27 protein-coding genes are annotated in these 26,899 nt (G+C 70.6%); 14 read left to right on the top strand and 13 right to left on the bottom strand.

Translation table 11 applies throughout. The annotated features are described in order from the left end of the window. The first annotated feature begins 86 nt into the window (after positions 1 to 86). Complete coding sequence (locus AB0J39_RS05035; protein ID WP_363461966.1) at positions 87 to 644, top strand: orotate phosphoribosyltransferase; 558 nt, start codon at positions 87 to 89, stop codon at positions 642 to 644. On the opposite strand, the gene AB0J39_RS05040 is transcribed toward AB0J39_RS05035, so the two are convergent. Continuing rightward, a complete protein-coding gene (locus tag AB0J39_RS05040; protein WP_363461968.1) occupies positions 616 to 1,065 on the bottom strand; it encodes a hypothetical protein in 450 nt (149 codons plus the stop codon). The two genes, AB0J39_RS05035 and AB0J39_RS05040, sit on opposite strands and share 29 nt — an antisense overlap. Positions 1,066 to 1,164: 99 nt before the next feature. Next, positions 1,165 to 1,845: a VTT domain-containing protein gene (locus tag AB0J39_RS05045; protein ID WP_363461970.1), complete on the bottom strand. Its 681-nt coding sequence runs from the start codon at positions 1,843 to 1,845 to the stop codon at positions 1,165 to 1,167. A 177-nt stretch (positions 1,846 to 2,022) separates the two neighbouring features. On the opposite strand from AB0J39_RS05045, the gene fbaA reads away from it, so the two are divergent. The 4 genes from fbaA (at position 2,023) to AB0J39_RS05065 (ending at position 6,087) form a co-directional block, all read left to right on the top strand. Further along, positions 2,023 to 3,045 (top strand): class II fructose-bisphosphate aldolase, encoded by a 1,023-nt coding sequence (fbaA, locus tag AB0J39_RS05050; RefSeq protein WP_363461972.1) that lies wholly within the window; start codon positions 2,023 to 2,025, stop codon positions 3,043 to 3,045. 156 nt (positions 3,046 to 3,201) lie between these two features. Beyond that, on the top strand, positions 3,202 to 3,624 hold the full coding sequence (locus tag AB0J39_RS05055; RefSeq protein ID WP_363461974.1) for a DUF3151 domain-containing protein: 423 nt from the start codon (positions 3,202 to 3,204) through the stop codon (positions 3,622 to 3,624). Positions 3,625 to 3,803: 179 nt separating this feature from the next. Next, on the top strand, positions 3,804 to 5,087 hold the full coding sequence (locus AB0J39_RS05060) for an adenylosuccinate synthase (protein ID WP_363461976.1): 1,284 nt from the start codon (positions 3,804 to 3,806) through the stop codon (positions 5,085 to 5,087). Positions 5,088 to 5,160: 73 nt separating this feature from the next. Further along, positions 5,161 to 6,087, top strand: a complete 927-nt coding sequence (locus tag AB0J39_RS05065) for a glycerophosphodiester phosphodiesterase family protein (protein WP_363461978.1) — start codon at positions 5,161 to 5,163, stop codon at positions 6,085 to 6,087. Between the two features lie 205 nt (positions 6,088 to 6,292). Here AB0J39_RS05065 and AB0J39_RS05070 read toward each other — a convergent pair whose 3' ends face one another. The 3 genes from AB0J39_RS05070 to sigJ form a co-directional block, all read right to left on the bottom strand. Beyond that, complete coding sequence (locus AB0J39_RS05070) at positions 6,293 to 6,487, bottom strand: ferredoxin (protein ID WP_363461980.1); 195 nt, start codon at positions 6,485 to 6,487, stop codon at positions 6,293 to 6,295. A gap of 20 nt (positions 6,488 to 6,507) precedes the next feature. Beyond that, complete coding sequence (locus AB0J39_RS05075; protein WP_363461982.1) at positions 6,508 to 7,704, bottom strand: cytochrome P450; 1,197 nt, start codon at positions 7,702 to 7,704, stop codon at positions 6,508 to 6,510. A gap of 145 nt (positions 7,705 to 7,849) precedes the next feature. Further along, positions 7,850 to 8,815 carry an RNA polymerase sigma factor SigJ gene (sigJ, locus tag AB0J39_RS05080; protein WP_363461984.1) on the bottom strand — a complete coding sequence of 322 codons (966 nt, stop codon included), beginning with the start codon at positions 8,813 to 8,815 and terminating at the stop codon, positions 7,850 to 7,852. 108 nt (positions 8,816 to 8,923) lie between these two features. On the opposite strand from sigJ, the gene wrbA reads away from it, so the two are divergent. After that, positions 8,924 to 9,535: an NAD(P)H:quinone oxidoreductase gene (gene wrbA / locus AB0J39_RS05085; RefSeq protein ID WP_363461986.1), complete on the top strand. Its 612-nt coding sequence runs from the start codon at positions 8,924 to 8,926 to the stop codon at positions 9,533 to 9,535. Between the two features lie 147 nt (positions 9,536 to 9,682). Here wrbA and AB0J39_RS05090 read toward each other — a convergent pair whose 3' ends face one another. Beyond that, on the bottom strand, positions 9,683 to 10,801 hold the full coding sequence (locus AB0J39_RS05090; RefSeq protein WP_363461988.1) for a magnesium and cobalt transport protein CorA: 1,119 nt from the start codon (positions 10,799 to 10,801) through the stop codon (positions 9,683 to 9,685). 419 nt (positions 10,802 to 11,220) lie between these two features. Here AB0J39_RS05090 and purD point away from each other — a divergent pair, with 419 nt between their 5' ends. The 7 genes from purD (at position 11,221) to AB0J39_RS05125 (ending at position 18,258) form a co-directional block, all read left to right on the top strand. Continuing rightward, the gene (purD, locus tag AB0J39_RS05095; protein ID WP_363461990.1) at positions 11,221 to 12,462 is read left to right on the top strand and encodes a phosphoribosylamine--glycine ligase; all 1,242 of its coding nucleotides are present in this window, start codon (positions 11,221 to 11,223) and stop codon (positions 12,460 to 12,462) included. Positions 12,463 to 12,595: 133 nt separating this feature from the next. Continuing rightward, positions 12,596 to 12,826 (top strand): hypothetical protein, encoded by a 231-nt coding sequence (locus AB0J39_RS05100; protein ID WP_363461992.1) that lies wholly within the window; start codon positions 12,596 to 12,598, stop codon positions 12,824 to 12,826. Between the two features lie 20 nt (positions 12,827 to 12,846). Beyond that, positions 12,847 to 13,695, top strand: a complete 849-nt coding sequence (locus tag AB0J39_RS05105; protein ID WP_363461994.1) for a phosphoribosylaminoimidazolesuccinocarboxamide synthase — start codon at positions 12,847 to 12,849, stop codon at positions 13,693 to 13,695. 177 nt (positions 13,696 to 13,872) lie between these two features. Continuing rightward, positions 13,873 to 15,150 (top strand): UDP-N-acetylglucosamine 1-carboxyvinyltransferase, encoded by a 1,278-nt coding sequence (gene murA, locus AB0J39_RS05110; protein ID WP_363461996.1) that lies wholly within the window; start codon positions 13,873 to 13,875, stop codon positions 15,148 to 15,150. Positions 15,151 to 15,427: 277 nt separating this feature from the next. Further along, the gene (locus tag AB0J39_RS05115) at positions 15,428 to 16,657 is read left to right on the top strand and encodes a transcriptional regulator (protein WP_363462070.1); all 1,230 of its coding nucleotides are present in this window, start codon (positions 15,428 to 15,430) and stop codon (positions 16,655 to 16,657) included. Between the two features lie 36 nt (positions 16,658 to 16,693). Beyond that, on the top strand, positions 16,694 to 17,659 hold the full coding sequence (locus AB0J39_RS05120; RefSeq protein ID WP_363461998.1) for an EamA family transporter: 966 nt from the start codon (positions 16,694 to 16,696) through the stop codon (positions 17,657 to 17,659). Positions 17,660 to 17,802: 143 nt separating this feature from the next. After that, positions 17,803 to 18,258, top strand: a complete 456-nt coding sequence (locus AB0J39_RS05125) for a Clp protease N-terminal domain-containing protein (protein WP_363462000.1) — start codon at positions 17,803 to 17,805, stop codon at positions 18,256 to 18,258. Between the two features lie 77 nt (positions 18,259 to 18,335). Here the strand turns inward: AB0J39_RS05125 and hisC are convergent, their stop codons facing one another. Both hisC and AB0J39_RS05135 read right to left on the bottom strand, forming a co-directional pair. Beyond that, positions 18,336 to 19,394: a histidinol-phosphate transaminase gene (gene hisC / locus AB0J39_RS05130; RefSeq protein WP_363462002.1), complete on the bottom strand. Its 1,059-nt coding sequence runs from the start codon at positions 19,392 to 19,394 to the stop codon at positions 18,336 to 18,338. A gap of 70 nt (positions 19,395 to 19,464) precedes the next feature. Then, entirely contained in the window at positions 19,465 to 19,941 is a 477-nt protein-coding gene (locus tag AB0J39_RS05135) for a hypothetical protein (RefSeq protein ID WP_363462004.1), read from the bottom strand. 193 nt (positions 19,942 to 20,134) lie between these two features. Here AB0J39_RS05135 and AB0J39_RS05140 point away from each other — a divergent pair, with 193 nt between their 5' ends. Next, positions 20,135 to 20,890, top strand: a complete 756-nt coding sequence (locus AB0J39_RS05140; RefSeq protein WP_363462072.1) for a polysaccharide deacetylase family protein — start codon at positions 20,135 to 20,137, stop codon at positions 20,888 to 20,890. Here AB0J39_RS05140 and AB0J39_RS05145 read toward each other — a convergent pair. The 5 genes from AB0J39_RS05145 to AB0J39_RS05165 all read right to left on the bottom strand — a co-directional run bounded on the left by AB0J39_RS05145 (position 20,869) and on the right by AB0J39_RS05165 (position 26,894). Then, the gene (locus tag AB0J39_RS05145) at positions 20,869 to 22,089 is read right to left on the bottom strand and encodes an acyltransferase (protein WP_363462006.1); all 1,221 of its coding nucleotides are present in this window, start codon (positions 22,087 to 22,089) and stop codon (positions 20,869 to 20,871) included. The two genes, AB0J39_RS05140 and AB0J39_RS05145, sit on opposite strands and share 22 nt — an antisense overlap. 138 nt (positions 22,090 to 22,227) lie before the next feature. Then, positions 22,228 to 22,884 carry an NUDIX domain-containing protein gene (locus AB0J39_RS05150; RefSeq protein ID WP_363462008.1) on the bottom strand — a complete coding sequence of 219 codons (657 nt, stop codon included), beginning with the start codon at positions 22,882 to 22,884 and terminating at the stop codon, positions 22,228 to 22,230. 152 nt (positions 22,885 to 23,036) lie between these two features. Continuing rightward, entirely contained in the window at positions 23,037 to 23,618 is a 582-nt protein-coding gene (locus AB0J39_RS05155; protein WP_363462010.1) for a hypothetical protein, read from the bottom strand. Between the two features lie 247 nt (positions 23,619 to 23,865). Then, positions 23,866 to 25,692: a DUF4434 domain-containing protein gene (locus tag AB0J39_RS05160; RefSeq protein ID WP_363462012.1), complete on the bottom strand. Its 1,827-nt coding sequence runs from the start codon at positions 25,690 to 25,692 to the stop codon at positions 23,866 to 23,868. 113 nt (positions 25,693 to 25,805) lie between these two features. Beyond that, the gene (locus AB0J39_RS05165; protein ID WP_363462014.1) at positions 25,806 to 26,894 is read right to left on the bottom strand and encodes a glycosyltransferase; all 1,089 of its coding nucleotides are present in this window, start codon (positions 26,892 to 26,894) and stop codon (positions 25,806 to 25,808) included. Positions 26,895 to 26,899: the final 5 nt, after the last annotated feature.

Genomic DNA, 26,899 nt, shown 5'->3' on the forward strand with positions numbered 1-26,899 from the left:
CTTTACTCTGCGTAGTCGTCGCACGCCGCGTCCGGCCGCCCGACCCGTACGGCCCGCACGACGCGACCGGCCGTACGCTGAGCCTCATGAGTGACCGCGAGAGACTGCTGGACGAGATCAAGAACAAGGGCATCGTGCACGGCCGGGTCGTGCTGTCCTCCGGCAAGGAGGCCGACTGGTACGTCGACCTGCGCCGCATCACCCTCGACGGGGTGGCGGCGCCGCTCGTGGGCCGCGTGATGCTGGATCTGACCGAGGACCTGGGCTACGAGGCGGTCGGCGGCCTCACGCTGGGCGCCGACCCCGTGGCGACGGCGATGCTGCACGCCGCGGCGGCCCGCGGACGCACGCTCGACGCCTTCGTGGTGCGCAAGGCGGGCAAGGCGCACGGCCTGCAGCGCAGGATCGAGGGCCCCGACGTGGCCGGACGCCGGGTGCTGGCGGTGGAGGACACGACCACGACGGGCGGGTCCGTGCTCACCGCCGTGGAGGCGCTGCGCGAGGCCGGCGCCCAGGTCGTGGGCATCGCGACGATCGTGCACCGGGGCGGCGACGAGGCGCTGGCCGCCACCGGTGTGCCGTATCGCTCCGCCTACTCCCTCACTGATCTGTCGCTTACTGATTCCCGGATCGCTTCACACTGAACGCCTGCCGCTCGCCGGGCGGCCCGGGGGACCTGACGGTTCCGTTCTCGAAGACCTGGACCGTGCTCGCGTCGTCGAGGACGACGTCGAGCTCGGGCTGGAAGTAGGACGCCTGCTCGCCCCGGGCCAGGTCCCGGTCGATGAGCACGTCGCCCCCGGGCACCCGGACGAACACGGGGCACCGGTCGGCCTGGCACACCACGCGCACGGTGGGCACGCGGGGCGCGGAAGGCTCGGTGGAGGGCTCGACGGAGGGCTGCGCCGACGGGGTGGCGGACGCGCCGGCCGCGGGCTCCTCCGATCCGAGCGTGGACAGCAGCGCCCTCGCGCCGATCACGACGACGGCGAGCAGCAGCACGACCGCCAGGCCGACCAGCGCCAGCCTGGCTATACCGAGGGGATCAGACCTGTGGCGTCCCACAATCGGGAGGGTAGCGGTTGTGAGGCATATCTCAGTACTCGTCGGTCACTTCTTGTGCGTTAGCACTTCCCGCAGGTCATTCGCCCGTAAGGGGGGAGATCACCGGCCGGCGTGGTGGCGGCCCTTGGGGACGGCGGCCGCCGCCCGGCGGTTCTTCATCACCTCGCGCACGATCGGGATGATCGACAACAGGACGATGACGAAGACCCCGGGGAGGATGAACTTGTCGATGCCCTCGACCTTGCTGCCCAGGAAATAGCCGAGCAGCAGCAGCGCCTCGACCCAGACGACGCCGCCGATGACATTCCAGACGAAGAACCGTCGCGCGTCCATCTCCAGGACGCCGGCCACCGGGTTCATGAAGGTGCGGACGATCGGCATGAACCGCGCGGCGACCACGGCCTTGGCGGGGCCGAACTTCTCGAAGTAGTACTCCGCCTTCTCGACGTGCTCCCTCTTGAAGAGCCGGGAGTCGGGCTTGTCGAACATCCTCCTGCCGACCTTCGCCCCCAGGAAGTGGCCCAGCTGCGCCCCCGCGATCGCCGCCAGCGGTGCGCCGACCAGCAGGGCGGGCAGTGACAGGGGCGCGATCCCGAATCCCTGTGCGGCGGCCGCGGTGCTGAAAATTCCAGCGGTCACCAGCAGCGAGTCACCGGGCAGGAAGAACCCGACGAGCAGCCCCGTCTCTGCGAATACGATGGCGATGACGCCGATCGTCGCGAAGGCGCCGAGCATGCTCAGCCACCACTTCGGGTCAATAAGGTCCAAGAGCACGTCCACGGGGCGAGCCTACCTGTCCCCGATGAGATGAGACTGAGAAGCGGCAGAGCTGTGGAAAACCGTGAATCGCGGAATGACCGCGGCTTTCCGGCGCGCTGAACCGCCCCGGCTTTCCCGATCGGCTCGGCCTTCGGGATACTTGCCACGCCGCATACCGTCAGAAGGAGATGACTTCGCATGCCTATCGCGACTCCAGAGGTCTACGCCGAGATGCTCGACCGCGCCAAAGAGGGCGGTTTCGCGTACCCGGCGATCAACGTGACCTCGTCGCAGACCCTGCACGCCGCGCTGCGCGGCTTCGCGGAGGCGGAAAGCGACGGGATCATCCAGGTGTCGACCGGTGGCGCGGAGTTCCTCTCCGGCACCACCGTGAAGGACATGGTCACCGGGTCGGTGGCGTTCGCCGAGTTCGCCCGCGTGGTCGCCGAGAAGTACCCGGTGACGGTGGCGCTGCACACCGACCACTGCCCGAAGGACAAGCTCGGCTCGTTCGTCCGCCCGCTGCTGGAGATCTCCGCCGAGCGCGTCGCGCGCGGCCAGGACCCGCTGTTCCAGTCGCACATGTGGGACGGCTCCGCCGTGCCGCTGGACGAGAACCTCCAGATCGCCTCCGAGCTGCTCGACAAGACCGCCGCCGCCAAGGTCGTCCTCGAGATCGAGATCGGCGTCGTCGGCGGTGAGGAGGACGGCATCGTCGGCGAGATCAACGAGAAGCTCTACACGACGCCGGAGGACGCGCTGGCCGTCGCCGAGAGCCTCGGCCTGGGCGAGCGCGGCCGCTACATCGTGGCCGCCACGTTCGGCAACGTCCACGGCGTCTACAAGCCGGGCCACGTCAAGCTGCGCCCGAGCGTGCTCAAGGAGATCCAGGACGCCGTCGGCGCCAAGTACGGCAAGGAGAAGCCGTTCTCGCTGGTCTTCCACGGCGGCTCCGGCTCCACCCTGGAGGAGATCCGCGAGTCGATCTCGTACGGCGTGGTGAAGATGAACATCGACACCGACACGCAGTACGCCTTCACCCGCCCGATCGTGGACCACATCTTCCGCAACTACGACGGCGTGCTGAAGATCGACGGCGAGGTCGGCAACAAGAAGGCCTACGACCCGCGCGCGTACGGCAAGTCGGCCGAGGCCGGCATGGCCGCGCGCATCGTCGAGGCGTGCCAGCAGCTCAAGTCCGCGGGCACCAAGCTCAAGTGACGCCCTCCCCCGGCCGCGAAGGCCGGGGACCGTGCCACCCGTCCCGGGCGTGGGACCAGGGAAAAGGCGGGAACGGAAGATCCATTCTTGTATCGATCTCCGTTCCCGCCGGGCGGCCCATACCCCTGTGGGTGTTCGGCAGGTAGAACTGTCCACATGGAAACGCACGAGAACCTCCTTGCCGGCCCGCCGCCCACCCTGCTGCCGGACAACCCCGAGGCGCGGCAGATGCTCGAGTCGGGCGCCAAGGCGGCCGACGTGGCCGCGCGCTTCCCCGCCTACTCCGCGGCCTGGGGCGCCCTGGCGGACGACTACTTCGCGGCGGGCCACGCCGTCACCTCCTACGCCTTCGCGCGTACGGGCTACCACCGGGGGCTCGACCAGCTCCGCCGGGCCGGTTGGAAGGGCCACGGGCCGATCCCCTGGGAGCACGAGCCGAACCAGGGGTTCCTGCGTTGCCTGAACGCCCTCGCCCGGGCCGCGAACGCCATCGGCGAGAAGGACGAGGCCGAGCGCTGCGCCCAGTTCCTGCGTGACAGCAGCACGGCCGCCGCGGAGGCCCTGTCGGCCAACCACTGACGGCCGACCACTGATGGCCGATCACTGACGGACTTACGTACACGGAGCCCCGGCCGGGGTCCCCGTCTCGCGAGTTAAGACCGCGTTCACCCGCGGCATGCCCCTCGGGTAGTCTCTGTGTGCAAGAGGCCCCTGCGCGCTTGCGTCAGGGGCTTTCGTCTTGGTGCGGGAGTTAGACCATGCCGGCTGTCGTTCTCGTTGGCGCCCAGTGGGGCGATGAGGGCAAGGGGAAGGCCACCGACCTGCTGGGTGGTGACGTCGACTACGTCGTGCGTTACCAGGGTGGCAACAACGCGGGCCACACCGTCGTCATCGGCGACCAGAAGTACGCGTTGCACCTGCTCCCGACGGGTGTGCTGTCGCCCGACGTGGTGCCGGTCATCGGCAACGGGGTGGTCGTCGACCCCGGCGTGCTGCTGAGCGAGATCGACGGGCTGGCCGAGCGGGGAATCTCCTGCGAGCGGCTGCTGATCTCCGCCAGCGCGCACCTGATCATGCCCCAGCACAAGGCCATCGACAAGGTCAGCGAGCGCTTCCTCGGCAAGGCCAAGATCGGCACGACCGGCCGCGGCATCGGCCCGGCGTACGGCGACAAGATCTACCGCATGGGCATCCGGGTGCAGGACCTGCTCGACCCCGGCATCCTCGGCAAGAAGATCGAGGCCGCGGTGGGCGAGAAGAACCAGATCCTCACCAAGATCTACAACCGCCGTGGGCTCGACCCGGCGAAGGTCCTGGAGGAGTACCTCGGCTACGCCGAGCGGCTGCGCCCGCACATCGCCGACACCTCGCTCGTGCTCTCGCGGGCGCTCGACCAGGACAAGGTCGTGCTGCTGGAGGGCGGGCAGGGCACGCTGCTCGACATCGACCACGGCACCTACCCCTTCGTCACCTCCAGCTCCCCCACCTCGGGCGGCGCGTGCGCCGGCTCGGGCATCCCGCCGACCCGCCTGACCAGGATCATCGGCATCCTCAAGGCGTACACGACCCGTGTGGGCTCCGGGCCGTTCCCCACCGAGCTGCTCGACGAGCAGGGCGACTGGCTGCGTCAGACCGGCGGCGAGTACGGCGTGACCACCGGCCGCAACCGCCGCTGCGGCTGGTTCGACGCGGTCATCGCGCGGTACGCCACCCGGATCAACGGCGTGACCGACTTCTTCCTGACCAAGCTCGACGTGCTGTCCGGCCTGGAGCGGATCCCGGTCTGCGTGGCGTACGACGTCGACGGCGTCCGGCACGACGAGATCCCTATGACGCAGACCGACTTCCACCACGCCAAGCCGATTTACGAGGAGTTCCCCGGCTGGCAGGAGGACATCACCAGCGCCAAGACGTTCGACGACCTGCCGCCGAACGCGCAGGCGTACGTCAGGGCGCTGGAGGAGATGAGCGGCGCCCCGATCTCGGCCATCGGCGTCGGCCCCGGCCGGACCCAGACCATCCAGATCCGTCCCCTCATCTGATGATTCGTGGCGTACGCGCCCGGAACCGGAGGGTTCCGGGCCGCGTACGGCCGAGGCGGTAAGGTACGCCGCTGTGCATGGATTCGTTGAGCTGCACGGGCATCGCGGAGCCCGGGGCCTGAGGCCCGAGAACACCCTGCCCGGCCTGGCCTTCGCGCTGGAGCTGGGGGTCGACGCGCTGGAGTTCGACGTCGCCATGTCCGCGGACGGGCAGCTCGTGCTCACCCACGACCTGCACGTGTCCCCGGTGACCAGCGCCGATACGGGGATGGCCGCGCCGGGGGACGAGATGTTCCCCTACGTCGGCAAGCCGATCATCGCGCTCACGCTGCCCCAGCTGCGGACCCTCGACGTCGGCGTACGGCTGCCGGAGCGGCCGGACGACCGCTTCGCGCTCACGCAGGTGCCGCTGCCGGACACCCGGATGCCGACGCTCGGAGCGGTGCTCGGCCTCATCGGCGCGCTCGGCGCGGACCACGTGCGCCTCCACGTCGAGCTGAAATCCGACCCCACCCGTCCGGACCTGTGCGCCGACCCGCGCCGGTTCGTCGAGGAGGTCGTGCACGAACTCGACCGGCACGACCGGCTGTCGAGGGCGTCCCTGCTCAGCTTCGACTGGCGCATCCTTGAGATCGCCAGGCCGATGGTCGAGCGGCGCTACGCCCTGGTCGAGCGCGACACGATGACTCCCGCCTGGATGAACGGCATCCGCCTCGGCGAGGCCGGCGGCGACCTCGCGGCGGCGGCCGCGGCGGTGGGGGCGACGACGCTGTCCCCCGACCGCGTGCTCGTCGACGACGCGCTGATGACCGGGGCGGCCCGGCAGGGCCTGCCGGTCGTGGTGTGGACGGTCAACGAGCCCGACGAGGCCGACCGCCTGATCGACATGGGCGTGGCCGGCATCGTCACCGACTACCCCGACCGCATGCGCCGCCTGTGGAAGGCCCGCGGCCTGCCGCTGCCCGAGCCCGTGACCCCGCTGCGGACGGTCGGAGCCTGAGACAGAGCGTCTCCAGGACAGGGGAAGAGCCCCGCCCCGGCGCCGTTCGACGGCCGGGACGGGGCTCCAGGGTCACCCACAAGAATGGCTTGCACAGCCGATTACCAGCCAACAGCATCGGATCGTGCCCGTCAAGTCGCTGAGCGTCACCCGGCCCAGCGTGTCGCGCGCGTTCACTCCTTCACGCGTTCATTCCTCCACGCGTTCACTCCTCGACGGAGAGCGCCCCCGACGGGCAGAGCTGGACGGACCTGTTCACGGCGGGCCGGAGGGCGGCCGGGGGCTCGGCGTCGAGCACCACGACCGTCCCGTCCTCCTCGCTCTGGTCGAACACCTCGGGCAGCGTGAGCGCGCACATCCCCGCACCGATACACCGGCCGGTGTCCGCCTTGATCTTCATCGTTCCCCCAGCGACTTTCCTCACCAGAGCACCGGCAGGCGGTGCACACCGTAGATCGCCATTTTGGCGCGCAGCGGCACCTCCCGCGCCGGCACGGCCAGGCGCAGGTTGGGGAAGCGGCGCAGCAGGGCGGGATAGGCGATACGCATCTCGATCCGGGCGAGCTGCTGGCCCAGGCACTGGTGGATGCCGTGCCCGAAGCTCAGGTGCCCGTGCGCCGGCCGGGTCACGTCGAGGCTGTCACCGCCGTCGAACCGCTCGGGATCCCGGTTCGCCGCCCCCAGGGACAGCGTCACCGACTCGCCCGCCCTGATCAGCGCACCGCCGACCTCCACGTCCTCCAGGGCCGTACGGGTCGGGCCGATGTGCACGATGCTGAGGTAGCGCAGCAGTTCCTCCACCGCGTTGTCGACGGCGGCCGGATCGTCCCGCACGACGGCGAGCTGTCCGGGGTTGGTCAGCAGCGCGAACGTGCCGAGGCCGAGCATGTTCGCCGTCGTCTCGTGCCCCGCGATGAGCAGCAGCAGCGCCACGCCGCCGAGCTCCTCGGTCGTCAGCTCCCCGCCCGCGACCAGACCGCTCAGCATGTCGTCGTCCGGCTCCTTCGCCTTCAGCTCGACGAGGCCGTGCAGATAGGAGAGCAGGTCCTGCACCGCCGCCCGGACGTCCTCCATCGACGAGTCCAGGTTCACCAGCACCGCCGAGTCGCGCTGGAACTTCTCCCGGTCCTCGTACGGCACGCCGAGCATCTCGCAGATCACCAGCGAGGGGATGGGCAGCGCGAAGGACTCGACGAGGTCGGCGGGGGCGCCCTCGCGCTCCATGGCGTCGAGCCGGCTCTCGGTGATCTCGTGAATCCTCGGTTCGAGCTGCTTCATCCGCCGTACGGTGAACTGGCCGGTCAGGAGGCGGCGGTAGCGGGTGTGCTCGGGGGCGTCCATGCGCAGGAAGAACCCCGGGGTCAGCGGCTCCTTGTTGAACTCGCCGCGCTGGGGGATCGGCGAGTGCAGCAGTTCGGGGCGGGTGCTGAAGCGGCTGTCGGCCAGGATCGCGCGCGCCTCGGCGTAGCCGGTCACCAGCCAGCCCTCGTGCCCGTCCGCGTACGTCATCCGCTGGACCGGCGCCTCGTCGCGGCGGCGCGCCAGTTCGTCCGGTGGGTCGAAGGCGCGTTCGCGCGCCAGGGGGAAAGTCGCCAACCGGGGTGTCGCCTCTGTCATGACACGCTCCTGCGAGAGTGGAAACGGTCGATGTGTCGAGCGGCCCGCTCCCCCCACCTAACAACATCATCTGACATACCGCAATGACCGATTGCTCATGATTGCGGTCATGAAGCGTACGCACCCACGCCGCATTCCGTGGCTGTCAGCCCGTCGTCCACGGCCTGAGCTTGTCGGGGTTGAGCACCGCCCAGATGTGCGTGATCCGGTCGCCCGCGACGTCGAACGCCATCACCGACACGGTGACGCCGTCCTGCCGGGCCACCAGACCGGGCTGGCCGTTGACCGTACGCTCCAGGATCGTCACGCCGGGCACCGCACCGGCCCGCTCCGCGAAGAACCGCGCGATCCGCTCGACGCCCTCGACCGGCCGCCGCTCGGCGCTGACGAGTCCGCCGCCGTCGCCGGTCGCCGTGGCGCCGGGGGCGAGAAGGCCGATGAGTGCGTCGATGTCCCCGGCCTCCCACGCCTGCTTGAAGTCCCGCACGACGCCGGCGCGCCGGGCCGCCGGGGTCGCGGGGGCCCGCGCGTCGCGGATGCGGCGGCGGGCCGAGGAGGCCAGCTGGCGGCAGGCCGCCGGGGTGCGCCCGACGACCTCGGCCACTTCGGCGAAGGAGTAGCGGAAGACGTCGTGCAGGACGAACGCGACCCGCTCGGCCGGGGTCATCGACTCGAGCACGACGAGGAACGCCATGCTGACCGACTCGTCCAGGGTGACCCGGTCGGCCGGGTCGGCCGTGGCACCGCCCGGCCGACCGTCGATCCACTCCGCGGGGTCGGGCAGCGGCTCGGGAATCCACTCCCCCACGTAGCGCTCCCGCCGGACCCGCGCCGAGCCGAGCAGGTCGAGGCAGATGCGACCGGCGACCGTCGTCAGCCAGCCGCCGGGGGACTCGACGGCCTCCTGCCGCTGCCGCGACATGGCGTACCAGCGGGCGTAGGTCTCCTGCACGACGTCCTCGGCGTCGGCCAGGGAGCCGAGGAGCCGGTAGGCGAGGTTGAGCAGCCGGCGCCGCTCACTCATGATCACCCGCAGGCTCGGGTCGAGCCCTCCCGGCTCGGACTGAATCGTCATGGTGTCGCCGGCCCCCTTGGTCTCGTCCGTCCTCACTCGGTTCGACGAGACATTCCGCCCGAATGTGAGGTCACGGCGTCGCCTCACATCCCGAGGGGGTGCGTCGTCGTACCGCTGAGACCCACCCCGAGGAGAGGGCTACCGATGGTGGAACCCGTGAACGTCGCGATCGTCTACTACAGTGCCACGGGCACAGTGCACGCCTTGGCGCGAGCCGCCGCCGAGGGCGCGGAGAAGGCCGGCGCACACGTGCGGCTGCGCAAGGTCGCGGAGACGGCCCCACCGGAGGCCGTCAACTCTCGACCGGAGTGGGCCGCGCACCTCCGGGACACCGCAGGCGTCGCCGAGGCCGTCCACGGCGACCTGGAGTGGGCCGACGCGGTGCTGTTCGGCACCCCCAGCCGCTTCGGCAACCCGGCCGGCCAGCTCAGGGCGTTCATCGACACCACCGGTCCGCTGTGGTACCAGGGCAAGCTCGCGGACAAGGTGTACTCGGCCTTCACCGCCTCCAACACGGCTCACGGCGGGCAGGAATCCACCCTCCTGGCGTTGGGGAACACCTTCTATCACTGGGGCGGCATCATCGTGCCCCCCGGCTACACCGACCCCGTCCAGTTCAGGTCAGGCAACCCGTACGGCACCTCGCACGTGGCCGGTGACGGCGCACCCGGCGAGGTGTCCTTGGAGGCGGCCCGTCACCAGGCCCGCCGCGTCGCCGGCACCGCGGCCCTGCTGAAGGCCGGCCGCGCCGTCTGACGGCATGTGCCGCCGTCCGACGGCACATGCCGCCGCCTGATCCGGCGTACGCGCGTCCTGCGGGGAGGAGGAGACGCCCACCGGGACGCGCGTGTGCGGCCGAGGCTGACGGCACGCCCTCGGGGCGCGTCCCGGGGGAAGGGCCGGTCAGAGCCAGCCGTTGCGGCGGAAGGCGCGGTGCAGGAGCGTGCAGGCGACGACCATCACGCCGAGCACGACGGGGTAGCCGTACACGGACTTGATCTCGGGCATGTGGTCGAAGTTCATCCCGTAGATCCCGGCGATCATCGTGGGGACCGAGATGATCGCCACCCACGAGGAGATCTTGCGCATGTCCTCGTTCGCGAGGGCGTTGGAGCGCGCGAGCGCGGCCTGGAGGATCGAGTCGGACAGTTCGTTGGAGGCCTGGACCTGCTCGCACACGCGGGACAGGTGGTCGCCGACGTCGCGGAAGTACTCACGCATCTCGGAGGGGATGCTGCGCCGCTGGGGAAGGGCGTTGAAGGGGGTCAGGAGCGGTCCGACCGCCCGCTTGAGCTCCAGCATCTCGCGCTTGAGCTGGTAGATCCTGTTGATGTCGCGGGAGCTGACCTCGGCGAAGACGGCCGCCTCGACCTCTTCGAGCTCGGCCTGCATGAGGTCGGCGACGTGCAGGTACTTGTCCACGACGTGGTCGGCGATGGCGTGCAGGACACCCGTCGGACCACGGCTGATCAGCTTCTGCTTCGACTCGAGCTTCTCGCGGATCTCGCCCAGCGGACAGTAGCGGCCGTGCCGTACGGTCACCACGAAGTCGGGCCCGACGAAGGCCATGATCTCGCCGGTACCGATGATCTCGCTGCTCGCCGCCGACACCTCGTGATCGAGGAACTCGACGGTCTTGAGCACCACGAACAGCGAGTCGCCGTACCGCTCCACCTTGGGTCGCTGGTGGGCCTTGATGGCGTCCTCGACGGCGAGCGGGTGCAGGCCGAACACCTCAGCCAGCCACTCGACCTCGGGCGCGGCGGGCTCGTGCAGACCGACCCAGACGTACGCGTCGGGCATCTCGCTGGTCTCGTTGTGCTCGCGGACCAGCCGCACGGCCTCCGGTATGCCACCGGCGGCGACCTTCTTGCCCGCGACGTAGGCGCCGAACTCGACGAGCGAGTTGCTCGGCGGCACGCAGCGGACGACGGGCTCGGCGTTCACCGACGCGGCGCCGATGTGCGTGGGCAGCACACGGGTGTGCCTGTTGATGCGGGGAAAGAGCAGAGAGGAGCGCATGGCGGTCCCTTCCCGCCCGAGCCGGCACGCTCTACGCGCGACGTGATGTCACCCCTTCATGCAGGCGTGAGCTGCCCCTCGGGCTTCAGTTTCGGAGTGGTCGGGAATGCGCACGACGTACGTGCGCGAGCACGTACTGACGGGATCACCAGAATTCATCCCAGACCACCTCCAATCGCCACGAGACAGCGCGAAGCCTATCCAACCTAGCACATTGCCGCTCGGCGGCTTTTCCAGAGTACCCGCGTCAAGTGCCGTCGATCATGCACTTCTTGCCAAAAACAGCCCGAACAAACTAGCCATCGGTGTGTATCCCCACCCAAACAGGGCAGCACCGCATGCCCCTAAAGGGCAGTCCGGAACTGGTCCGCGCCGACGCCTGAGAACGGGAGGCGGCCGAACACTGCGACAATGGACGGGTGCGCGTACTTGTCATCGGTTCCGGGGGTCGTGAGCACGCTCTGTGCCGGGCCCTGCGGCTCGACCCCGCCGTCGAAGAGGTCCATTGCGCTCCCGGCAACGCCGGCATCGCCGACGTGGCCACCCTGCACCAGGTCACGGCGACCGACGGCGCGGCGGTGACCGCGCTCGCGGAGCGGCTGGGCGCCGACCTCGTCGTGATCGGTCCCGAGGCGCCGCTGGTCGCCGGCGTCGCCGACGCCGTCAGGGACGCCGGGATCGCCTGCTTCGGGCCGTCGGCGCGGGCGGCGGAGATCGAGGGATCCAAGGCGTTCGCGAAGGACGTGATGACCGCCGCCGGGGTGCCGACCGCGCGCGCGTACACCTGCACCACGGAGGACGAGGCCGCGGCGGCGCTCGACGAGTTCGGCGCGCCGTACGTCGTGAAGGACGACGGCCTGGCCGCGGGCAAGGGCGTGGTCGTGACCGACAGCCGCGAGGAGGCCCTGGAGCACGCCAGGGCGTGCGGGCGGGTCGTCATCGAGGAGTACCTCGACGGTCCCGAGGTGTCGCTGTTCGCGCTGTGCGACGGGACGGACGCGGTGGCGCTGCAGCCGGCTCAGGACTTCAAGCGGGCCTACGACGCCGACAAGGGCCCCAACACCGGCGGCATGGGCGCCTACACCCCGCTGCCCTGGGCGCCCGAGGACCTGTCCGAGCGGGTCATGGAAGAAATCGTGCGCCCGACCGTGGCCGAGATGTCCCGGCGCGGCATGCCGTACGCGGGGGTGCTGTACGCCGGGCTGGCGCTGACCTCGGCCGGCCCCCGGGTGATCGAGTTCAACGCTCGGTTCGGCGACCCGGAGACCCAGGTCGTGCTCGACCGGCTGGAGACCCCGCTCGGCGAGCTGCTGCTGGCGTGCGCGACCGGCACGCTCGCCGGGCACCCGCCGCTGCGGTGGCGTGACGGCGCGGCCGTGACCGTGGTGCTCGCCGCGGAGAACTACCCCGCCGACCCGGTGAAGGGCGACCCGATCGCGGGGCTGCCGGTGACGGTCGATGGCGCGTACGCGCTGCACGCGGGCACGTCCCTCGACGCGGAGAACCGGCTGGTGTCCAACGGCGGACGGGTCCTCAACGTGGTCGGCACGGGCGGGGACCTCGCCCAGGCCAGGGCGCGGGCGTACGAGGCCCTGGAGCAGATCACGCTGCGCGGCTCCCACCACCGCTCCGACATCGCCCTGGCCGCCGCGTCCTCCTGACCGCTGACGATAGGTGATGTCCGCGTAACGGTTGGTGCTGCGGTATCCCGACGGGCGGAGTCGCAGGCTTTCGCCGGCCTACGACTTCGTCTCGGTCACCTCCTACGAGGCCTTCAGGAGGGATGTCCTCACCTTGCCGGTAGGCGAGCAGAACGACACGTCCCACATCACGCTCGATCACTTCCGCCGCTTCGCCGGGACCGTGGGCGCCGACGAGGAAAAGGTCACAGCGGCGGTGTCGGCGACGGCCGAGGCCATGACCTCCTCGTGGTCCTCGGTGCTGCGAGAGTGTCCCGTCCCCCCGTTCGTGGCCGGCCACGTCGACGCGCGGCTGCGTACTCTCCCCCTGCTCAAGTCGCGGTGAAGAGCTGGGAAGATGGGACTGTGAAGCACCTGCACTCCGGCAAGGTACGCGACCTCTACGAGACCCCCGACGGGCTGCTGCTGATGGTCGCGTCCGACCGCATCTCGGCCTTCGACTACGTGCTCGAACCCGGCATCCCCGACAAGGGGGAGATCCTCACCCGGTTGTCGCTGTGGTGGTTCGAGCAGCTCAAGGACGTCGTCCCGCACCACGTGGTCTCGGCCGACGTCCCGGCGGAGTTCGCCGGCCGCGGAGTGCTGTGCCGCAGACTGCGGATGGTGCCGGTCGAGTGCGTGGCACGCGGCTACCTCACCGGCTCGGGCCTGGTGGACTACCGCAGGGAGGGCGTCGTCTCCGGCGTGCGGCTCCCGGAGGGGCTCACCGACGGTTCACGACTGCCGGAGCCGATCTTCACGCCGTCGTCCAAGGCTCCCATGGGCGAGCACGACGAGCCCATGACGTACGAGGAGGTCGTGGCGGAGGTCGGCGGGGACGTGGCCGAGCGGCTGCGCCGGATCACCCTCGACGTCTACAGCCGCGGGGCCGAGATCGCATTGGAACGCGGCATCATCCTGGCCGACACGAAGATCGAGCTGGGTTTCGACGCCGACGGCGTGCTGACGCTGGGAGACGAGGTCCTGACACCGGACTCCTCCCGCTTCTGGCCCCTCGACCAGTGGGAGCCGGGCCGCTCCCAGCCGTCGTTCGACAAGCAGTTCGTCAGAGACTGGCTGCTGTCCCCCGAGTCGGGCTGGGACAGGTCGTCCGGCGAGGCGCCCCCGCCGCTGCCCGACGAGATCGTCGAGCGCACCCGCGGCCGCTACGTCGAGGCGTACGAACGGCTCACCGGAGAGCGCTTCCGCGGCTGAATCACACAGGTCACACAAGTAGTCTCAAGTGACCCGTTCCCCCCCGCGTTCCGGGGGTAGTTCCACCCCCGAAACTCCCGGCACAGCGGCTACTCTAGGCCGATCGTCCTCGCCGACGACTCGGCCGCCGGCTGACGGGAGTCCCCCGCCTTTCCCCCATACATAGGAGTCGAACCCATGGTCCGTTACCGCGTGCGCGGTGGCAATGTACTGCGTGGAACCGCCTTCATCCAGGGCGCGAAGAACGCCGTACTGCCGATGATCGGGGCGGCGCTGCTCGCGTCCGAGGGCCGCACGGTGCTCCGGAACGTGCCCGTCATCGAGGACGTGCGCCGGGCCGTCGAACTCGCCGAGGCCGTGGGCGCGAAGGTCGAGTTCCACGAGAGCGAGCGCACGCTCGTCATCGACGCCTCCCGCCTGACCAGCCCGGTCCTGCCCGCGGAGATCGCCCGCCGGTTCCGGGGGTCGGTGCTGTTCGTCCCCGCCCTGCTCCACCGCCTCGGCGAGGCGATCATCGAGGGCGTCGGCGGGTGCAACCTCGGCAGCCGCAACCTCGACTTCCACTACCTGGGCTACAAGCGCCTGGGCGCGATGGTGGACGAGGGCGAGGCCGTCATCCACATCAAGGCCGGCGGCCTGGTCGGGGCTCCGCTCTACCTCGACACCCCGTCGCACACCGGCACCGAGAACCTGATCATGGCCGCCGCGCTGGCGCGGGGCACCACCGTCATCGAGAACGCGGCCCTCGAACCCGAGGTGCTCGACGTCATCGCGATGCTGACCCGGATGGGCGCGCGCATCCGCGGCGGCGGCACGGGCTTCATCACGGTCGAGGGCGTGGACGAGCTGAGCGCGGTCGAGCACACGGTCATGCCGGACCGGCTCGACGCGGGCGTGTTCGCGATGGCCGCGGCGATCACCGGCGGTGAGGTGAGCCTGGTCGGCGCATCGCTGGAGCACCTCGGCGTGGTCCGGTGGAAGCTGGAGCAGATGGGCGTCGAGTTCGAGCAGCACGGCGCCGTGCTGCAGGTGCGCCGCGACCGGCCGCTGCGCCCGATCAACGTCATCACCGACACCTACCCCGGCTTCGCGACCGACCTGCAGTCGCCGCTGATGACCGTGGCCTGCCTCGCGGAGGGCTCCAGCTACATCCACGAGCGCATCTTCGACGGCCGCTTCGCGCTGGCGGGCGAGCTGAACAAGATGGGCGCGAACGTCGAGGTCGAGGGCAGCCGGGCGGTCGTGCACGGCCCGACGCCGCTGCGCGGCACCGACGTGACGGCCCACGACCTGCGGTCGGGAATCGCCCTCGTGCTCGCCGGTCTCGCCGCCGAGGGCGAGACGACCATCGGGTCCGGATATCTCATCGACCGTGGGCACGCCGCGCTCGCCCAGCGTATGCAGGCGCTCGGCGCAGATGTGGTGCGTGAAATTTCCACTTCGGACGAGGGCTGAGTCCGGAAACCTTTACTAATGCCCTGACCAGGAGAGACCGTCCGAATTACGGAAGCGCCGGGACTACCCAGAATGGTATTCCGGTAAATCTGGGCGTGACATTACGGCCTTAACCAGCGATCGTTCCAAAGAGAAGCCACAACAACGAGGGCGACGTGGGATGGGACGAACATTGGTGGAGCGCACGGAAGACACTCCGCGCGGGTCACGTTTGGGCACGGTGACACCCGACCTCACCATCGGCGTGGTGGGGTCGCACGATCTGGTCGAGCGGGTGATGCTCATGGGGCACTCGGCTGCCCCGGTGCCCTGCCGGCTGGTGGCCGCCGCGTACCGGGACGAGCAGGAGGCGGCGGACAAGGTGACCCGGCTGGGTCCGGGTGTGGACGCGTGCCTGTTCGCGAGCCCGGTGCCCTTCGAGCTCGCGCGACGGGCCGGGGTGCTGACGATGCCCGCCACGCACGTGCAGCTCGGCGGGGCCGCGCTCGTGGCGGCGATCGCGCGGGCGGCGCTGGACGAGCGAATCGATCCGCGCCGGGTGAGCGTCGACGTGCTCGGGCGGCCGGAGATCGACGAGGCGTACGCGGACCTCAACCTCTCCTCGGGGGAGGTGCACAGCCGGGACGAGCCGGGTCCGGTCGGCACGATCACGGCCTTCCACGAGCGGCTGCTCCGCCAGGGGGCCACGACGGGCGCGCTCACCTGCGTCCAGGGCGTGGCCGACCGGCTGACCTCCGCCGGGGTGCCGGTGGTGCCGATACGGCCGACCTCCGCGGCCGTACGCACGGCGCTGCACACGGCGGCGCTGCTCGGCGCACGCCACCGGCTGGAGGAGTCGCAGCTCACGGTCGTGCTGGTCGAGGTGCCGACGCTGCGCGAACCGGTTCGGCGGGCCGCGCCGCGCTACTGGCGTGACGAGCTGCGGCTGTCGCTGCACCGCCTGCTCGTGCAGGAGGCCAACCGGATCAACGCGAGCGTGTGGCCGATCGACGACCACAGCTACCTGGTGGTGGCCACCAAGGGCTCGATCGCGACGGCCACGGACGGGTTCCGGATCCTGCCGTTCGCCGCCAGGATCCGCGAGGAGCTGGGCCTGGCCGTCGAGGTGGGTGTGGGGATGGGCCGCACCACGCACGAGGCCGAGACGCACGCGAGGGGCGCGCTCGCCCGCACCCAGGGCGGCAAGCAGCCGCAGGGCTTCGCGGTCGACAGGGAGGGCCGCGCACTGGTGCCGCCGCCCCGGATGCCGCCCCAGCCCGGCGGGCCGATCAAGCCCAAGGGGGTCGAGGTGCTGGCGCGCCTGGCCGCCAAGTTGGAGGGCGGGGACACGGTCGTGGACGCGGAGGGCGCCGGGCGCATGCTCGGGGTGACCCCGCGTACGGCCAGGCGGTTGCTGCGCACGCTGGTTGACGAGGGACTCGCGTGGCCGCTTCCGCCGAACCGCACTCCCCAGCCGGGCCGGCCGCGCCAGCTCTACCGGCTCATCGTGGAGAAGCTGAACCGGTAATCGGCGTCCGGAAGCGACGCTCTATTGTCATGACCCATGGAACGGAACGGTCATGACGTACGGGTGTGGTTGGCCTTGGCGGCCGTGTACGTGGTGTGGGGCTCGACGTACCTCGGCATAGCCATCGCCATCCGTACCCTTCCGCCGATGACGAGCGGTGGACTCCGTTTCGTCGCGGCGGCGTTGGTCCTCGGCGGGGTCCTGCTCGTCAGGGCCGTGCCGTTCAGGATGAGATTGCAGGAGTTCGGCGGCGCCGCGCTCGTCGGGCTCCTGCTCCTCGCCGGGGGCAACGGCATGGTCGCCGTGGCCGAGCAGCACATCTCCAGCGGCCTGGCCGCGCTGCTCGTCGCCTCGACCCCGCTGTGGCTGATCGTGCTCAGGACTGTCTTCCGCGACCGGCCGCACGTGCTGACACTGGCCGGGGTGCTGGTCGGCTTCGCCGGCGTCGCCTTCCTCTCCCTGCACGGCGGCAGCGCGTCGGGCAGCGGGGCAGGCGTCGCCGTCGTGCTGCTGGGCTCGGTGTCGTGGTCGCTGGGGTCGTTCCTGTCCCCGCGGATCCCGATGCCGGCCAACCCGTTCGTGGCCAGCACGATCGAGATGGCGGTGGGCGGCGCCGCGCTGCTGGTCATGGGCGCCGCGCAGGGCGAGCGACTGCATCTCGGCGCGGTGAGCTGGGAGTCCTGGGCGGCCCTGGCCTACCTGGTGCTGGTGGGCTCCCTGGTCGGCTTCACCTCCTACATCTGGCTGCTCGGCCACGCCCCGATCTCGCTCGTGTCCACCTACGCGTACGTGAACCCGGTGGTGGCGGTGATCCTCGGCGCGGCGATCCTGTCGGAACCGGTCACCGCGGCCATGCTCGTCGCGGGAGGCCTGATCGTCGTGGGGGTCGCGCTGGTGGTCTCCACCGAGCGGCGCAACCGGCCGGATGGAAGGCCCGCGGAGCAGGAGACCCCCGCGGGCGCCGGGAGCCGTCCGGCCGCCCGGCCGGCCTCCGAACCCTGAACGGCGTCACAGCGCCCGCCGGCCGCGTGCCTGCGAGATTCACCGAGATCCACTACCGTCACAGGACAACTCGGTCACCACTGCGGACGACGTCCGCCCGGACCCGGACGGGTTCGCCGAACTGTCCTGCGAGGAGCGGCGGTATGTACGAGAAGTTCACCAACCGAGCGCGACGCGTCGTCGTCCTGGCCCAGGAGGAGGCCAGGATGTTCGGTCACCCGTCCATCGGCACCGAGCACGTGCTCCTCGGCGTGCTCCGTGAGGACGAGGGCATCGGCGCCCAGGTGCTCAAGAGCCTGGGCCTGACCCTCGAGGATGTGCGCCTGCGGGTCAAGGAGATCGTGCGGCAGGGCCAGGCCGGTCCGAATCCGGGCGAGCCCATGCCGTTCACCCCCTCGGCCGGCGAAGTCCTCGCGTCGGCCAACCAGGAGTCCCTGCGGCGCGGCCACGACCGCATCGGCACCGAGCACATCCTGCTCGGGCTCATCCGCGACGGCGAGAGTGCGGCGTCGCGGATCCTGGTCACGCTCGGAGCCGGCCTCGACCAGGTGGAGCGGAGCACGAACGCGCTCGTCCAGCGGTACTACCCCGCTCCCTAGGACCCTTTTTCACCGGCTCAGCGCAGGGTGAGCGGGGTCTCGGCGCCGACGCGAGACAGCTTCGTCGGTTGCCCGTGTCAGCGCCTGAACTCCGCGGCGGCCGCGAGGAAGACGTCGTTGGCCTCGGGGTCGCCGATGGAGATCCGGGCCCCCTCGCCCTCGAACGGGCGCACCGCGACGCCCACGGCCGCGCATGCGCCGGCGAACTCCATCGTGCGCTCGCCGAGGCGCAGCCAGACGAAGTTGGCCTCGGTGGGCGGGACGGTCCAGCCCTGCGACAGCAGCGTCTCCCGGACGCGGGCGCGCTCCTTGACCACGTTGTCGACCCGCTCCTGCAGCTCGTCCTCCGCCTGCAGGGACGCGATGGCGGCGGCCTGGGCGAGGTGGTTGACCGCGAAGGGCAGCAGCGTCTTCCGGACGGCGGCGGCCACCGGCTCGTGCCCGATCAGGTAGCCGACCCGCAGCCCCGCGAGGCCGTACGCCTTGGAGAACGTGCGCAGGACGGCGACGTTGGGACGGTCGCGGTAGAGCGTGAGGCCGTCGGGCACGTCCACGTCCCTGACGTACTCCCGGTAGGCCTCGTCGAGGACGACGGTGACGTTCTCCGGCACGCGGTCCAGGAAGCGCACCAGTTCCTCGGTCCGGTTCACCGTCCCGGTCGGGTTGTTGGGGTTGCACACGAAGACCAGGCGCGTCTCGGGCGTGATGGCCTCGGCCATCGCGTCGAGGTCGTGCGTCTCGTCGCGCAGCGGCACCTCGACGGCGTTGGCGCCCGAGAGGCCGACCAGCAGCGGGTATGCCTCGAAGGAGCGCCAGGCGTAGACCACGTCGGCGCCGGGCTCACCGACCGCTTCGAGGATCTGCTGGGCGACCGCCACGGACCCGGCGCCGAGCGCGACGTGGTCGTAGGGCACCCCGAACCGCTCGGCGACCGTCTCGGTGAGCCGGACCGCACCGGGGTCGGGATAACGGTGGATCTCCGTGGCCGCCCGCGCGATCGCCTCCACCACCGACGGCAGGGGCCCGAAGGGGCTCTCGTTGGAGGACAGCTTGTAGGACCGGCCGTCCGGGGAGACCACGGCCTTGCCGGGCTTGTAGGCCGGCATGGTGTCGAGGATCGAGCGGAATCGAGGCATGCCCTAACGATAGGAGATGCACCTGTTCGCGCGGCACCCCGCACGCCCCCTGTGGACCGCGCACGCGTCCCTACTTGTAATAGGCGTAGAGCGTCTTCCAGGTGCCGGCGTACTGGCAGTTGAGGGACGGCTTGGCGGCCTTGGCCTCGGAGCAGACCTTGAGCTCGACCTCGCCGACGTTCTTGACGGTGAAGGCGAACTGCTTCTTCGCTCCGTAGGAGCAGGTGCGGTAGTTGCGGTACGCCAGGTGCGGCTTGTTGGCGGCGTCGAAGTAGCTGACGCGGAACAGGGCCCAGCCGCAGGTGGACGCCTTGCGGTTCAGGCTGGTGACGCTGCCGGCGACCTTGACGTACGGCGCGGGCAGGCTCCGGTCGGCCTTGGCCGCGGCGGTCAGCGAGCCGCTCGTCTTGGCCTTCGACCCGGCCGCGTAGTAGGGACCCCAGGGCTTGGCCGCGGTCGCCTGGGCGGCCGTGGCGGTGGCGAGCGGGGCGAGGGCCAGAATGCCGGCCGCGAGCGTGATGCCTGCCAGGGAACGGGTGAGGGTCATGGCTGGGGTTCCTTTCCTGCGTCGTTGCACGCAGTCTGCCCCGCGACGCTTTCAGGTTCCTTAACGCCCGCTGTACACCGCTTCGCCATCGGGGGATTTCGGAGCTCGTTTTCCGGCAAGTCGCCGCTTTGATAACCATCTCGCCGGGTTTTCACTAAGATCCCGCGACATGTGGCGGAAAGTAAGAATCGTGATGGCCGGTGTCTGCGCAGCCGGAGTGAGCGTCGTCCCCACCCCGGCCGGATCCGCGACCGCCGCCACCACGAAGACGGCGGCCGTGACCCGGGCCGAGGCGAAGCAGGCCGGGACGGAGACGAAGAAGAAGACCGAGCCCTACTGCGCCCGGTACAAGTGCATCGCCCTCACCTTCGACGACGGTCCGTGGCCCTACACCCCCGGGCTCCTCGACACGCTGAAGAAGCACAAGGCGAAGGCCACCTTCTTCCTGCTCGGCAGGAAGGTGGCCTACCGGCCCGAGCTCACCAAGCGGATCTACGAGGAGGGCCACGACATCGGCAACCACACCTGGACCCACCCCTCGCTCACCAAGCTGTCCGACGGCGAGGTGTTCGACGAGGTCTCGACCACCTCGGAGATCATCTATCAGACGATCGGCAAGAGGCCCGAGTACATGCGCCCGCCGAACGGCGCGACCGACTCCCGGGTCTCCGGTCTCATGGTCGACCTGGGGTTGCCGCAGATCCTGTGGACGGGGTCCACGCTCGACTGGCAGTCCCGCGACACCAAGGTGATCGCCGAGCGCACGCTGAAGCTCGCCAAGCGCGACGGTGTCATCCTGCTGCACGACATCGTCCCCGAGACGGTCAAGGCCATGCCGGGCGTGCTCGCCGCGCTGGAGAAGGAGCACTACAAGTTCGTCACGCTGACGACCCTGCTGCAGGGCCGCAAGCTGCGTCCCGGCGAGATCTACCCGCCGCGCGGCAAGTAGCCGGCTCCGGGCGCCGTCTCCGCGTACGGCGGCGGGGGCATCGGTGCGGGCATCGGCGCGGGTGCGGGCATCGGGGGCAGGGGAGAGGCCGCCGCCGTCCCGGCCGCGGGGACGCGGGCGGCGTCGGCCGTGAGCGAGCGGTCCAGGGCCGCCCGCATCCGCGGTTGCAGGGGCCGCTCGACCAGCCGGTGCACGCCGTACGCGACCACGAGCGCGGCGGCGACGGCCAGCGGGAGCGTGAGGCGGTTGCCCAGCACCGGGTGGAGCCACTGGATCAGCAGGAATCCGACGTGGTGGTGGAAGAGGTAGAGCGGGTAGGTCAGCGCGCCGAGGAAGGTGAGCCACCGCCAGTCGAGCCGGTCGAACACGCCGACCGCCACGAGGATCATCACCAGGAAGATCAGCGAGATCACGCCCACCACGAGCGCCGAGCCCAGCGCCTGTCCGTATCTCCGGACCGCCGTCGGTTCCCCGTCGAGCGCCGTGTAGAGCCCGAGCGCCCAGCCCACGGCCACGAACAGCCAGGGGAACAGCGACCCGCCGAAGCGGTGGATGAGGTAGAGCGCCATCCCCGCGATGAAGTACGGCGCGCTGAACGGGACGAGGAACTGCTGCAGCAGGTCGGCGTCCGCCCGGTCGGCGATCGCCAGCAGGATCACCCATGCCCCCATGAACGCCAGGCACCGGCGGTAGGTGATCCCCACGGCCGCGAGGCACGCGATGAGGGCGTAGAAGACCAGCTCCTGCCACAGCGTCCAGTAGACGATCTCCAGGTCGCGTACGCGGAAGCCGTGCTGGAGCATGGTCATGTTGGCCAGCAGTTCGGTGAGGCTCGGCCGGTGGTCGGTGATCAGCCCTCCGACCGCGAGACCGCCCAGGACGAGCACGCTCGCCCAGTACGCCGGGTACAGCCGGGCGATCCGCGACGCCGCGAAGTGACCGGGGGTGCGGCCCCAGGCGCTCATCAGGATCACGAATCCGCTGATCAGGAAGAACAGGCGCACGCCGTACACGCCGAACATGGTCACCGCGCTCAGCGCGGGGAAGGCGTTGGGCGTGCCCCAGGCGCGCGTCTCGCCGAAATGGAAGAGGACGACGCCGAGGGCCGCGCAGAACCGCAGAAGGTCGAGAACGCGCAGCCGGGACGGTCCGGGGAGGTTGGCCGGCGCATCGGGGATGCGGGGGGCCGCAGCCAGCATAGGCCGGAATATATCCTGAAAGATCGCTGTGAGGCGCACCTTCTGCGCCGACGTCCGAATTTGAGCGCCTTCCCCGCGTCCGCAAACGTCCGGAGTCAGGGGTCTTGTGCCAGGAGTCTTGTGCCAGGGGGTCTTGCGTCAGGTGCGGAGCATGGGCGGGTGCAACAGCACGGCGGGACCGCGACGGTAGAGCATCGCGGGACGGCCGCCGTCCCGGGTCGTGGTGCGCCCGGTGGGCACCAGGAAGCCCTCCGTCTTGGTGACCTTCCGGTGGAAGTTGCGCGGGTCGAGCGGCCGCCCCCAGACGATCTCGTAGACGCGGCGCAGCTCCGCGACGGTGAACTCGGGCGGGCAGAAGGCGGCGCCGAGCGAGGTGTACTCGAGCTTGCCCCTGGCCCGCTCGACGCCGTCGAGCATGATCCTGCGGTGGTCGAAGGCCATCGCGGTCAGCTCCGCCACCGGCTGCCAGCTCATGTGGGCCTCGGTGGAGGCGGGCAGGTCGGGCGCGAGGCCCAGGTAGGCCACGCTGACGACCCGCTGGCGGGGATCGCGGTCCGGGTAGCCGTAGGTCTGGAGTTGCTCCAGATGGACCGGCGCGCCGGGAAGTCCGGCCCGTTCGGCCAGCACCCGGGCCGCCGCGGCGGGCAGGTCCTCCTCCAGCTTGATGAAGCCGCCGGAAAGCGCCCACCGGCCCTCGTACGGTGGCCTGTCGCGCCGCCAGACGAGGGCGCTGAGCTGCTGGGACCTGACGGTGAGCACGACGAGATCCACGCTGACGGGGATACGCGGGATCATGCCCAGCACGCTACAGGACGCGGGCCGCAACTCGGGCCGTCCGCCCGCCGGGGACGCGGGCGGGACGCGGGGCGTCCCCCGACGCGGGGCGTCCCCCCGGGACGTCGCCCGGCCCGGCGCGGGCGGAGCGGGGCGACGTGCCGCCGGGAACGTCAGAGCGCCTGCGTGGGCTTGACGTAGGTCACCCGGAGGTTCAGGTAGGTCGCCACGCCGGCGTCGTGCGCGCGGACGGCCAGCAGGTTGCAGCAGTCCAGATCGGTCACGGGCACGACGACGTCGATCGCCCCGGCGACGCACCTGCCGCTCGTGACGTTCTTCAGCAGGTGGCCGTTGAAGTAGACCTGCGCGTCGTTGTCCACCGTGCCCTGGATGCGCACCTGCTGCGCGTCCCGCGGCAGGTGGATCCAGTGCCGCACCAGGAGGTCCGTGTTGACCGCCCACGGCGTCTTGACGCCGGCCTGGTTGTTCCACGAGCAGGTGCCGTTGGTGGTGCCGAAGGCCGCCTGTCCCGTCGGCCAGGCGCTGTCGTCGAATCCCCGTCCGGCGAAGCCCGGCACCTGGGTCGTGGCGGGCACCTGGCGGTACGTCCAGCCGGTGCTGTCGTAGCCGAGCGCGGTGACGACGGTCGCACGCTCGCTCGCGGCCTGGGCGGTGGCAGCGGGGGCCGCCAGGGCCATCGCGGCCACCAGCGCACCCGCCGTGAGACCGGCGGGCAGGTGACGGAGTCGGTTCATGGGCGGTCTCCTTGTCGATCGTCCAATGCCCTGATGCGACGGGCACCTCGAAGCCGGTGTGGACCGGCCTGTGGTCGCTCCGCCCGCGCGGCAAGATCCGCCGGGCGGCGCAGGCAAGGAGATCAGCGGCCGGGGACGGCCGCACGGGCGCCCCGCCGCGCCATTGTCCGTTCCTTGCGCGGACATTGCCGGGCCCGGGAACGGACGGGGAACGCTCCCGGCCCGCGCCCCTGGGAGAGACGACCGGTCAGCGGGTGTTGTGGTAGTAGACCGGCTCGGCGGACTTCCTGCCGTCGGCGGAGGTGACCTCCACACGAATCCACACGTCTTCGGGGACGGTGGCCCAGTCGACCGGGATCCAGATCTGCTCCGTGCCCGCCGGCAGCCCCGGGATCGGCGTGGCGTCGTGCCAGCCGACCGTGGCCGAGTCGACGACCCTGGGAGTGTCCAGGTCCGGCCAGCTCAGCGTGACCTTGGCCGAGCCGAGGTGGTAGCCGCGGATCTCCAGGCCGTCCTGGATCTGCCGCGCGTGCCGCTGCGCCTCGATGGGGATCGGGCGGTTCCAGTCGGCCGCGATCTCCTCCGACAACGACGGCGAGCCGCAGGTGAAGAAGTCGCTCCACATATACGAGATGATCTTCGACACGTACGGCGCGGCGAGCGTCACCTGGGTGTCGAGCCTGGGCTTGTCCGTGCGCCCGCGGGTGCCCTGACGGCCGCAGGTCTCCGTCGAGGTGGACGGCTCGAACGCCTCCACGTTGGCCCACAGCTCGACCTGGGCGCCCTCCTGGACCAGCTCCTGCCGGGCCAGCGACATCGCCCGGTAGTAGTCCCGGGTGCTGCCGTAGTAGGCCGTGGCGTACGTGCTCTCGCCGACGACCGGCTTGAGCGCGTCGTCCACCGCCTTGTTCTTCCAGTTCGGCCAGAACAGGCCGACCTTGCCCGTGCCCCGGCCGTCCTGCGGGGCGATGATCTCCACCCCGGTGCGCGCGAGGGCCTTGAAGCCCTGCGCCACCTGGCTCGGCGTGGAGGTGTACTTCACCCGTCTGCGGCTGTCGATGTACGGGCTCACCAGGATCGGCTTGTCCGGCAGTTCCTGCTCGACGATCAGGTGCTGCTCGGCGTACACCTGGAGCGTCTGGACCTTGCTCGGGTCGGGCCAGTCCCGCAGTTGCAGCTCGAACGGCTGGTAGACGCCGCCCAGCGACTCTCGGCCGTTGAAGCGGTCGCCGTAGTCCTGCAGGATCCGCCGGGTCAGCGTGGTGAGCGTGCCGATGTGCCTGGGGTCGGCCCGCGTGGACTCCTCGGGGTCGCGCGGCGCGAGCGGCAGAGCGGGGAAGACCTTGATGCCGAACCGGTCGCCGAGGCCGAGCAGCTCGGTGAGGCTGTCCTTGGCGCCCGCGGAGACGAGGATCAGGTGATAGCCGCGCCCCTGCGAGGTGAAGTCGCAGGTGGGGTCGTCCGAGCCGTCCTCGGGCGCGACGAGCCGGAAGAAGACGGCGTCCCCCACGACGATCTCGTGCTCCATCTGCGGGCAGCGGAGGATGCCGGGGCCGAACCGCTCGTCGGTGCGGTAGACGTACGTCCCGGTGATCTCGTTGCCGGGATTGGCGGCCTTGAGGTCGTTCTCTGCCGCCCGCACGCAGGAGAGCCCGTTCTCGGCGCAGCGGGCGTACCTGGCGTCGGGCTTGGGGTCCTTCCCCTCGGGGGTCGACGCCTCGAGGACCTGGCCCGCGTCGTCGGTCTTACGCGGCGACAGGCCGAACCCGAGGCGTACGACCGTGTCCCCGCCGAGCCGGTGGATGGCCTCCAGCTGACGCCGCCAGGTGCAGGGATCGGAGGTGGGGATCAGCCAGTAGCCGCTCACGGCGTACGGCGTGGTCGCGGCGGTCTCGAACGTCCCGCAGGGGTCGGTGAACTCGCTGTGCGTCGGCGACCCGAGCGCCGGGGTCGCGGGGGTGGTCTGCCCGGCGCTGGCGGTGCCGGACCCGGTGTTCCCGTCGCGGAAGACGATCACCACTGATGCGACACCGGCGAGAATCGCCACGCCGAGGATCAGAGTGAGCCAGCGCACTTTCAGGACACTACCGCCCGTCGTTCAAATGATCTTGCTGGTGCCCAGCCTACCCGGATGTCGCGCTGCCCGGTCGCCGTCGAAGGCCGTCCGGGGCGGTGTTCACCGGGCGTTCAGCTCTTGACGCCGGCCCAGGCCTCTAATTGCGCGACGAACCGGCGTGCGGAGTTGGGCCAGTGGTGGTGCGCCCGCGCGGCGGCGTAGCCCCGGCCGCCGGTCCCGTGCCGTTCGAAGGGGTTGTCCCTGAGCTGCAGCACCGCCCGCGCCACCGCCTGGGGATCCCGCCACGGGACGACCAGGCCGCACTGGTAACGCTCGACGAGCTCCACGGCCCGCGGCGAGGGGGTGGTGATGACCGGGATGCCGTGCGCCATGTACTCCACGATCTTCGTGGGCATCGAGTGGCGATAGTTGGGCTCGTCGTGCAGCAGCGAGAGCCCCGCGAGCGCGCCGTCGAGCCGCTTGAGCGCCTCGTCGTTCGGCATGAAGTCGCGCCATTCAAGCAGGCCCTGGGCGACGGCCTCGTTCAGCAGGGGCCTGCTCTGCGGGTCGGCGTAGCCGATGAGCTCCACGGCCACGCGGTGCGGCTGGAGCAGGCGGGCCACCTCGACGGCCTCCTGGACGCCCCGGGCCTCCGACAGCCAGCCGAGGTAGACCACGCGGTCGTCCCCGGGCGGGCTGACCCTGTCGGGCACCCACGTCTCGTTCGGCACCACGAGGTGCTGCTGTCTGAACCGGCCCGCGTACGCCGTCTCGGCCAGCAGCAGGTGCAGCCGGCGCTCGGCGGTGGTTTCGAGCAGCCGGGCGAGGAACCGCGTCGGCGGGCGCAGGAACGCCGGCAGCCACGGCTTGAGCGACAGCGTCGCGGGGGTGTCCTCGTGGACGTCCCAGACGACCGGCGGGCGTCCGCGCACCCCGGCGACCGCGAAAAGCAGCTCGGGGTCGTGGATGAGGGCCAGGTCGACCTTGCCCCGCATGCTCTTGAACAGCTTGCGGGCCGCCCGCACCGCCGCCAGGCGGCGTCGCTCGGCGGCCCTGGGCAGGTCCACACCCGTCACGAACGACCGCGGCACGACCCCGCGGGCGGTGTACGGCGCGGCATACGTGACCTCATGACCGGCGTCGACGAGCGCGCGGATCTGCCGGTGCAGGATCCGGGCGTCCTCGGGGTGATGCACCACCGTCATGACGAGCACGTGCACGCGCG

Origin of the sequence: Microbispora sp. NPDC049633, assembly GCF_040675265.1 — a bacterium.
Lineage (GTDB): Bacteria > Actinomycetota > Actinomycetes > Streptosporangiales > Streptosporangiaceae > Microbispora > Microbispora maris.

Bases quoted from the DNA above. Each gene is read 5' to 3' on its own strand.
- AB0J39_RS05155 (WP_363462010.1), bottom strand. From the start codon at position 23,618: ATGAACCGACTCCGTCACCTGCCCGCCGGTCTCACGGCGGGTGCGCTG.
- AB0J39_RS05125 (WP_363462000.1), top strand. From the start codon at position 17,803: ATGTACGAGAAGTTCACCAACCGAGCGCGACGCGTCGTCGTCCTGGCC.
- AB0J39_RS05060 (WP_363461976.1), top strand. From the start codon at position 3,804: ATGCCGGCTGTCGTTCTCGTTGGCGCCCAGTGGGGCGATGAGGGCAAG.
- fbaA (WP_363461972.1), top strand. From the start codon at position 2,023: ATGCCTATCGCGACTCCAGAGGTCTACGCCGAGATGCTCGACCGCGCC.
- AB0J39_RS05115 (WP_363462070.1), top strand. From the start codon at position 15,428: ATGCTCATGGGGCACTCGGCTGCCCCGGTGCCCTGCCGGCTGGTGGCC.
- AB0J39_RS05120 (WP_363461998.1), top strand. From the start codon at position 16,694: ATGGAACGGAACGGTCATGACGTACGGGTGTGGTTGGCCTTGGCGGCC.
- AB0J39_RS05150 (WP_363462008.1), bottom strand. From the start codon at position 22,884: ATGATCCCGCGTATCCCCGTCAGCGTGGATCTCGTCGTGCTCACCGTC.
- wrbA (WP_363461986.1), top strand. From the start codon at position 8,924: ATGGTGGAACCCGTGAACGTCGCGATCGTCTACTACAGTGCCACGGGC.
- AB0J39_RS05135 (WP_363462004.1), bottom strand. From the start codon at position 19,941: ATGACCCTCACCCGTTCCCTGGCAGGCATCACGCTCGCGGCCGGCATT.
- AB0J39_RS05035 (WP_363461966.1), top strand. From the start codon at position 87: ATGAGTGACCGCGAGAGACTGCTGGACGAGATCAAGAACAAGGGCATC.
- AB0J39_RS05055 (WP_363461974.1), top strand. From the start codon at position 3,202: ATGGAAACGCACGAGAACCTCCTTGCCGGCCCGCCGCCCACCCTGCTG.
- AB0J39_RS05075 (WP_363461982.1), bottom strand. From the start codon at position 7,704: ATGACAGAGGCGACACCCCGGTTGGCGACTTTCCCCCTGGCGCGCGAA.
- AB0J39_RS05145 (WP_363462006.1), bottom strand. From the start codon at position 22,089: ATGCTGGCTGCGGCCCCCCGCATCCCCGATGCGCCGGCCAACCTCCCC.
- AB0J39_RS05070 (WP_363461980.1), bottom strand. From the start codon at position 6,487: ATGAAGATCAAGGCGGACACCGGCCGGTGTATCGGTGCGGGGATGTGC.
- AB0J39_RS05140 (WP_363462072.1), top strand. From the start codon at position 20,135: ATGGCCGGTGTCTGCGCAGCCGGAGTGAGCGTCGTCCCCACCCCGGCC.
- murA (WP_363461996.1), top strand. From the start codon at position 13,873: ATGGTCCGTTACCGCGTGCGCGGTGGCAATGTACTGCGTGGAACCGCC.
- AB0J39_RS05090 (WP_363461988.1), bottom strand. From the start codon at position 10,801: ATGCGCTCCTCTCTGCTCTTTCCCCGCATCAACAGGCACACCCGTGTG.
- hisC (WP_363462002.1), bottom strand. From the start codon at position 19,394: ATGCCTCGATTCCGCTCGATCCTCGACACCATGCCGGCCTACAAGCCC.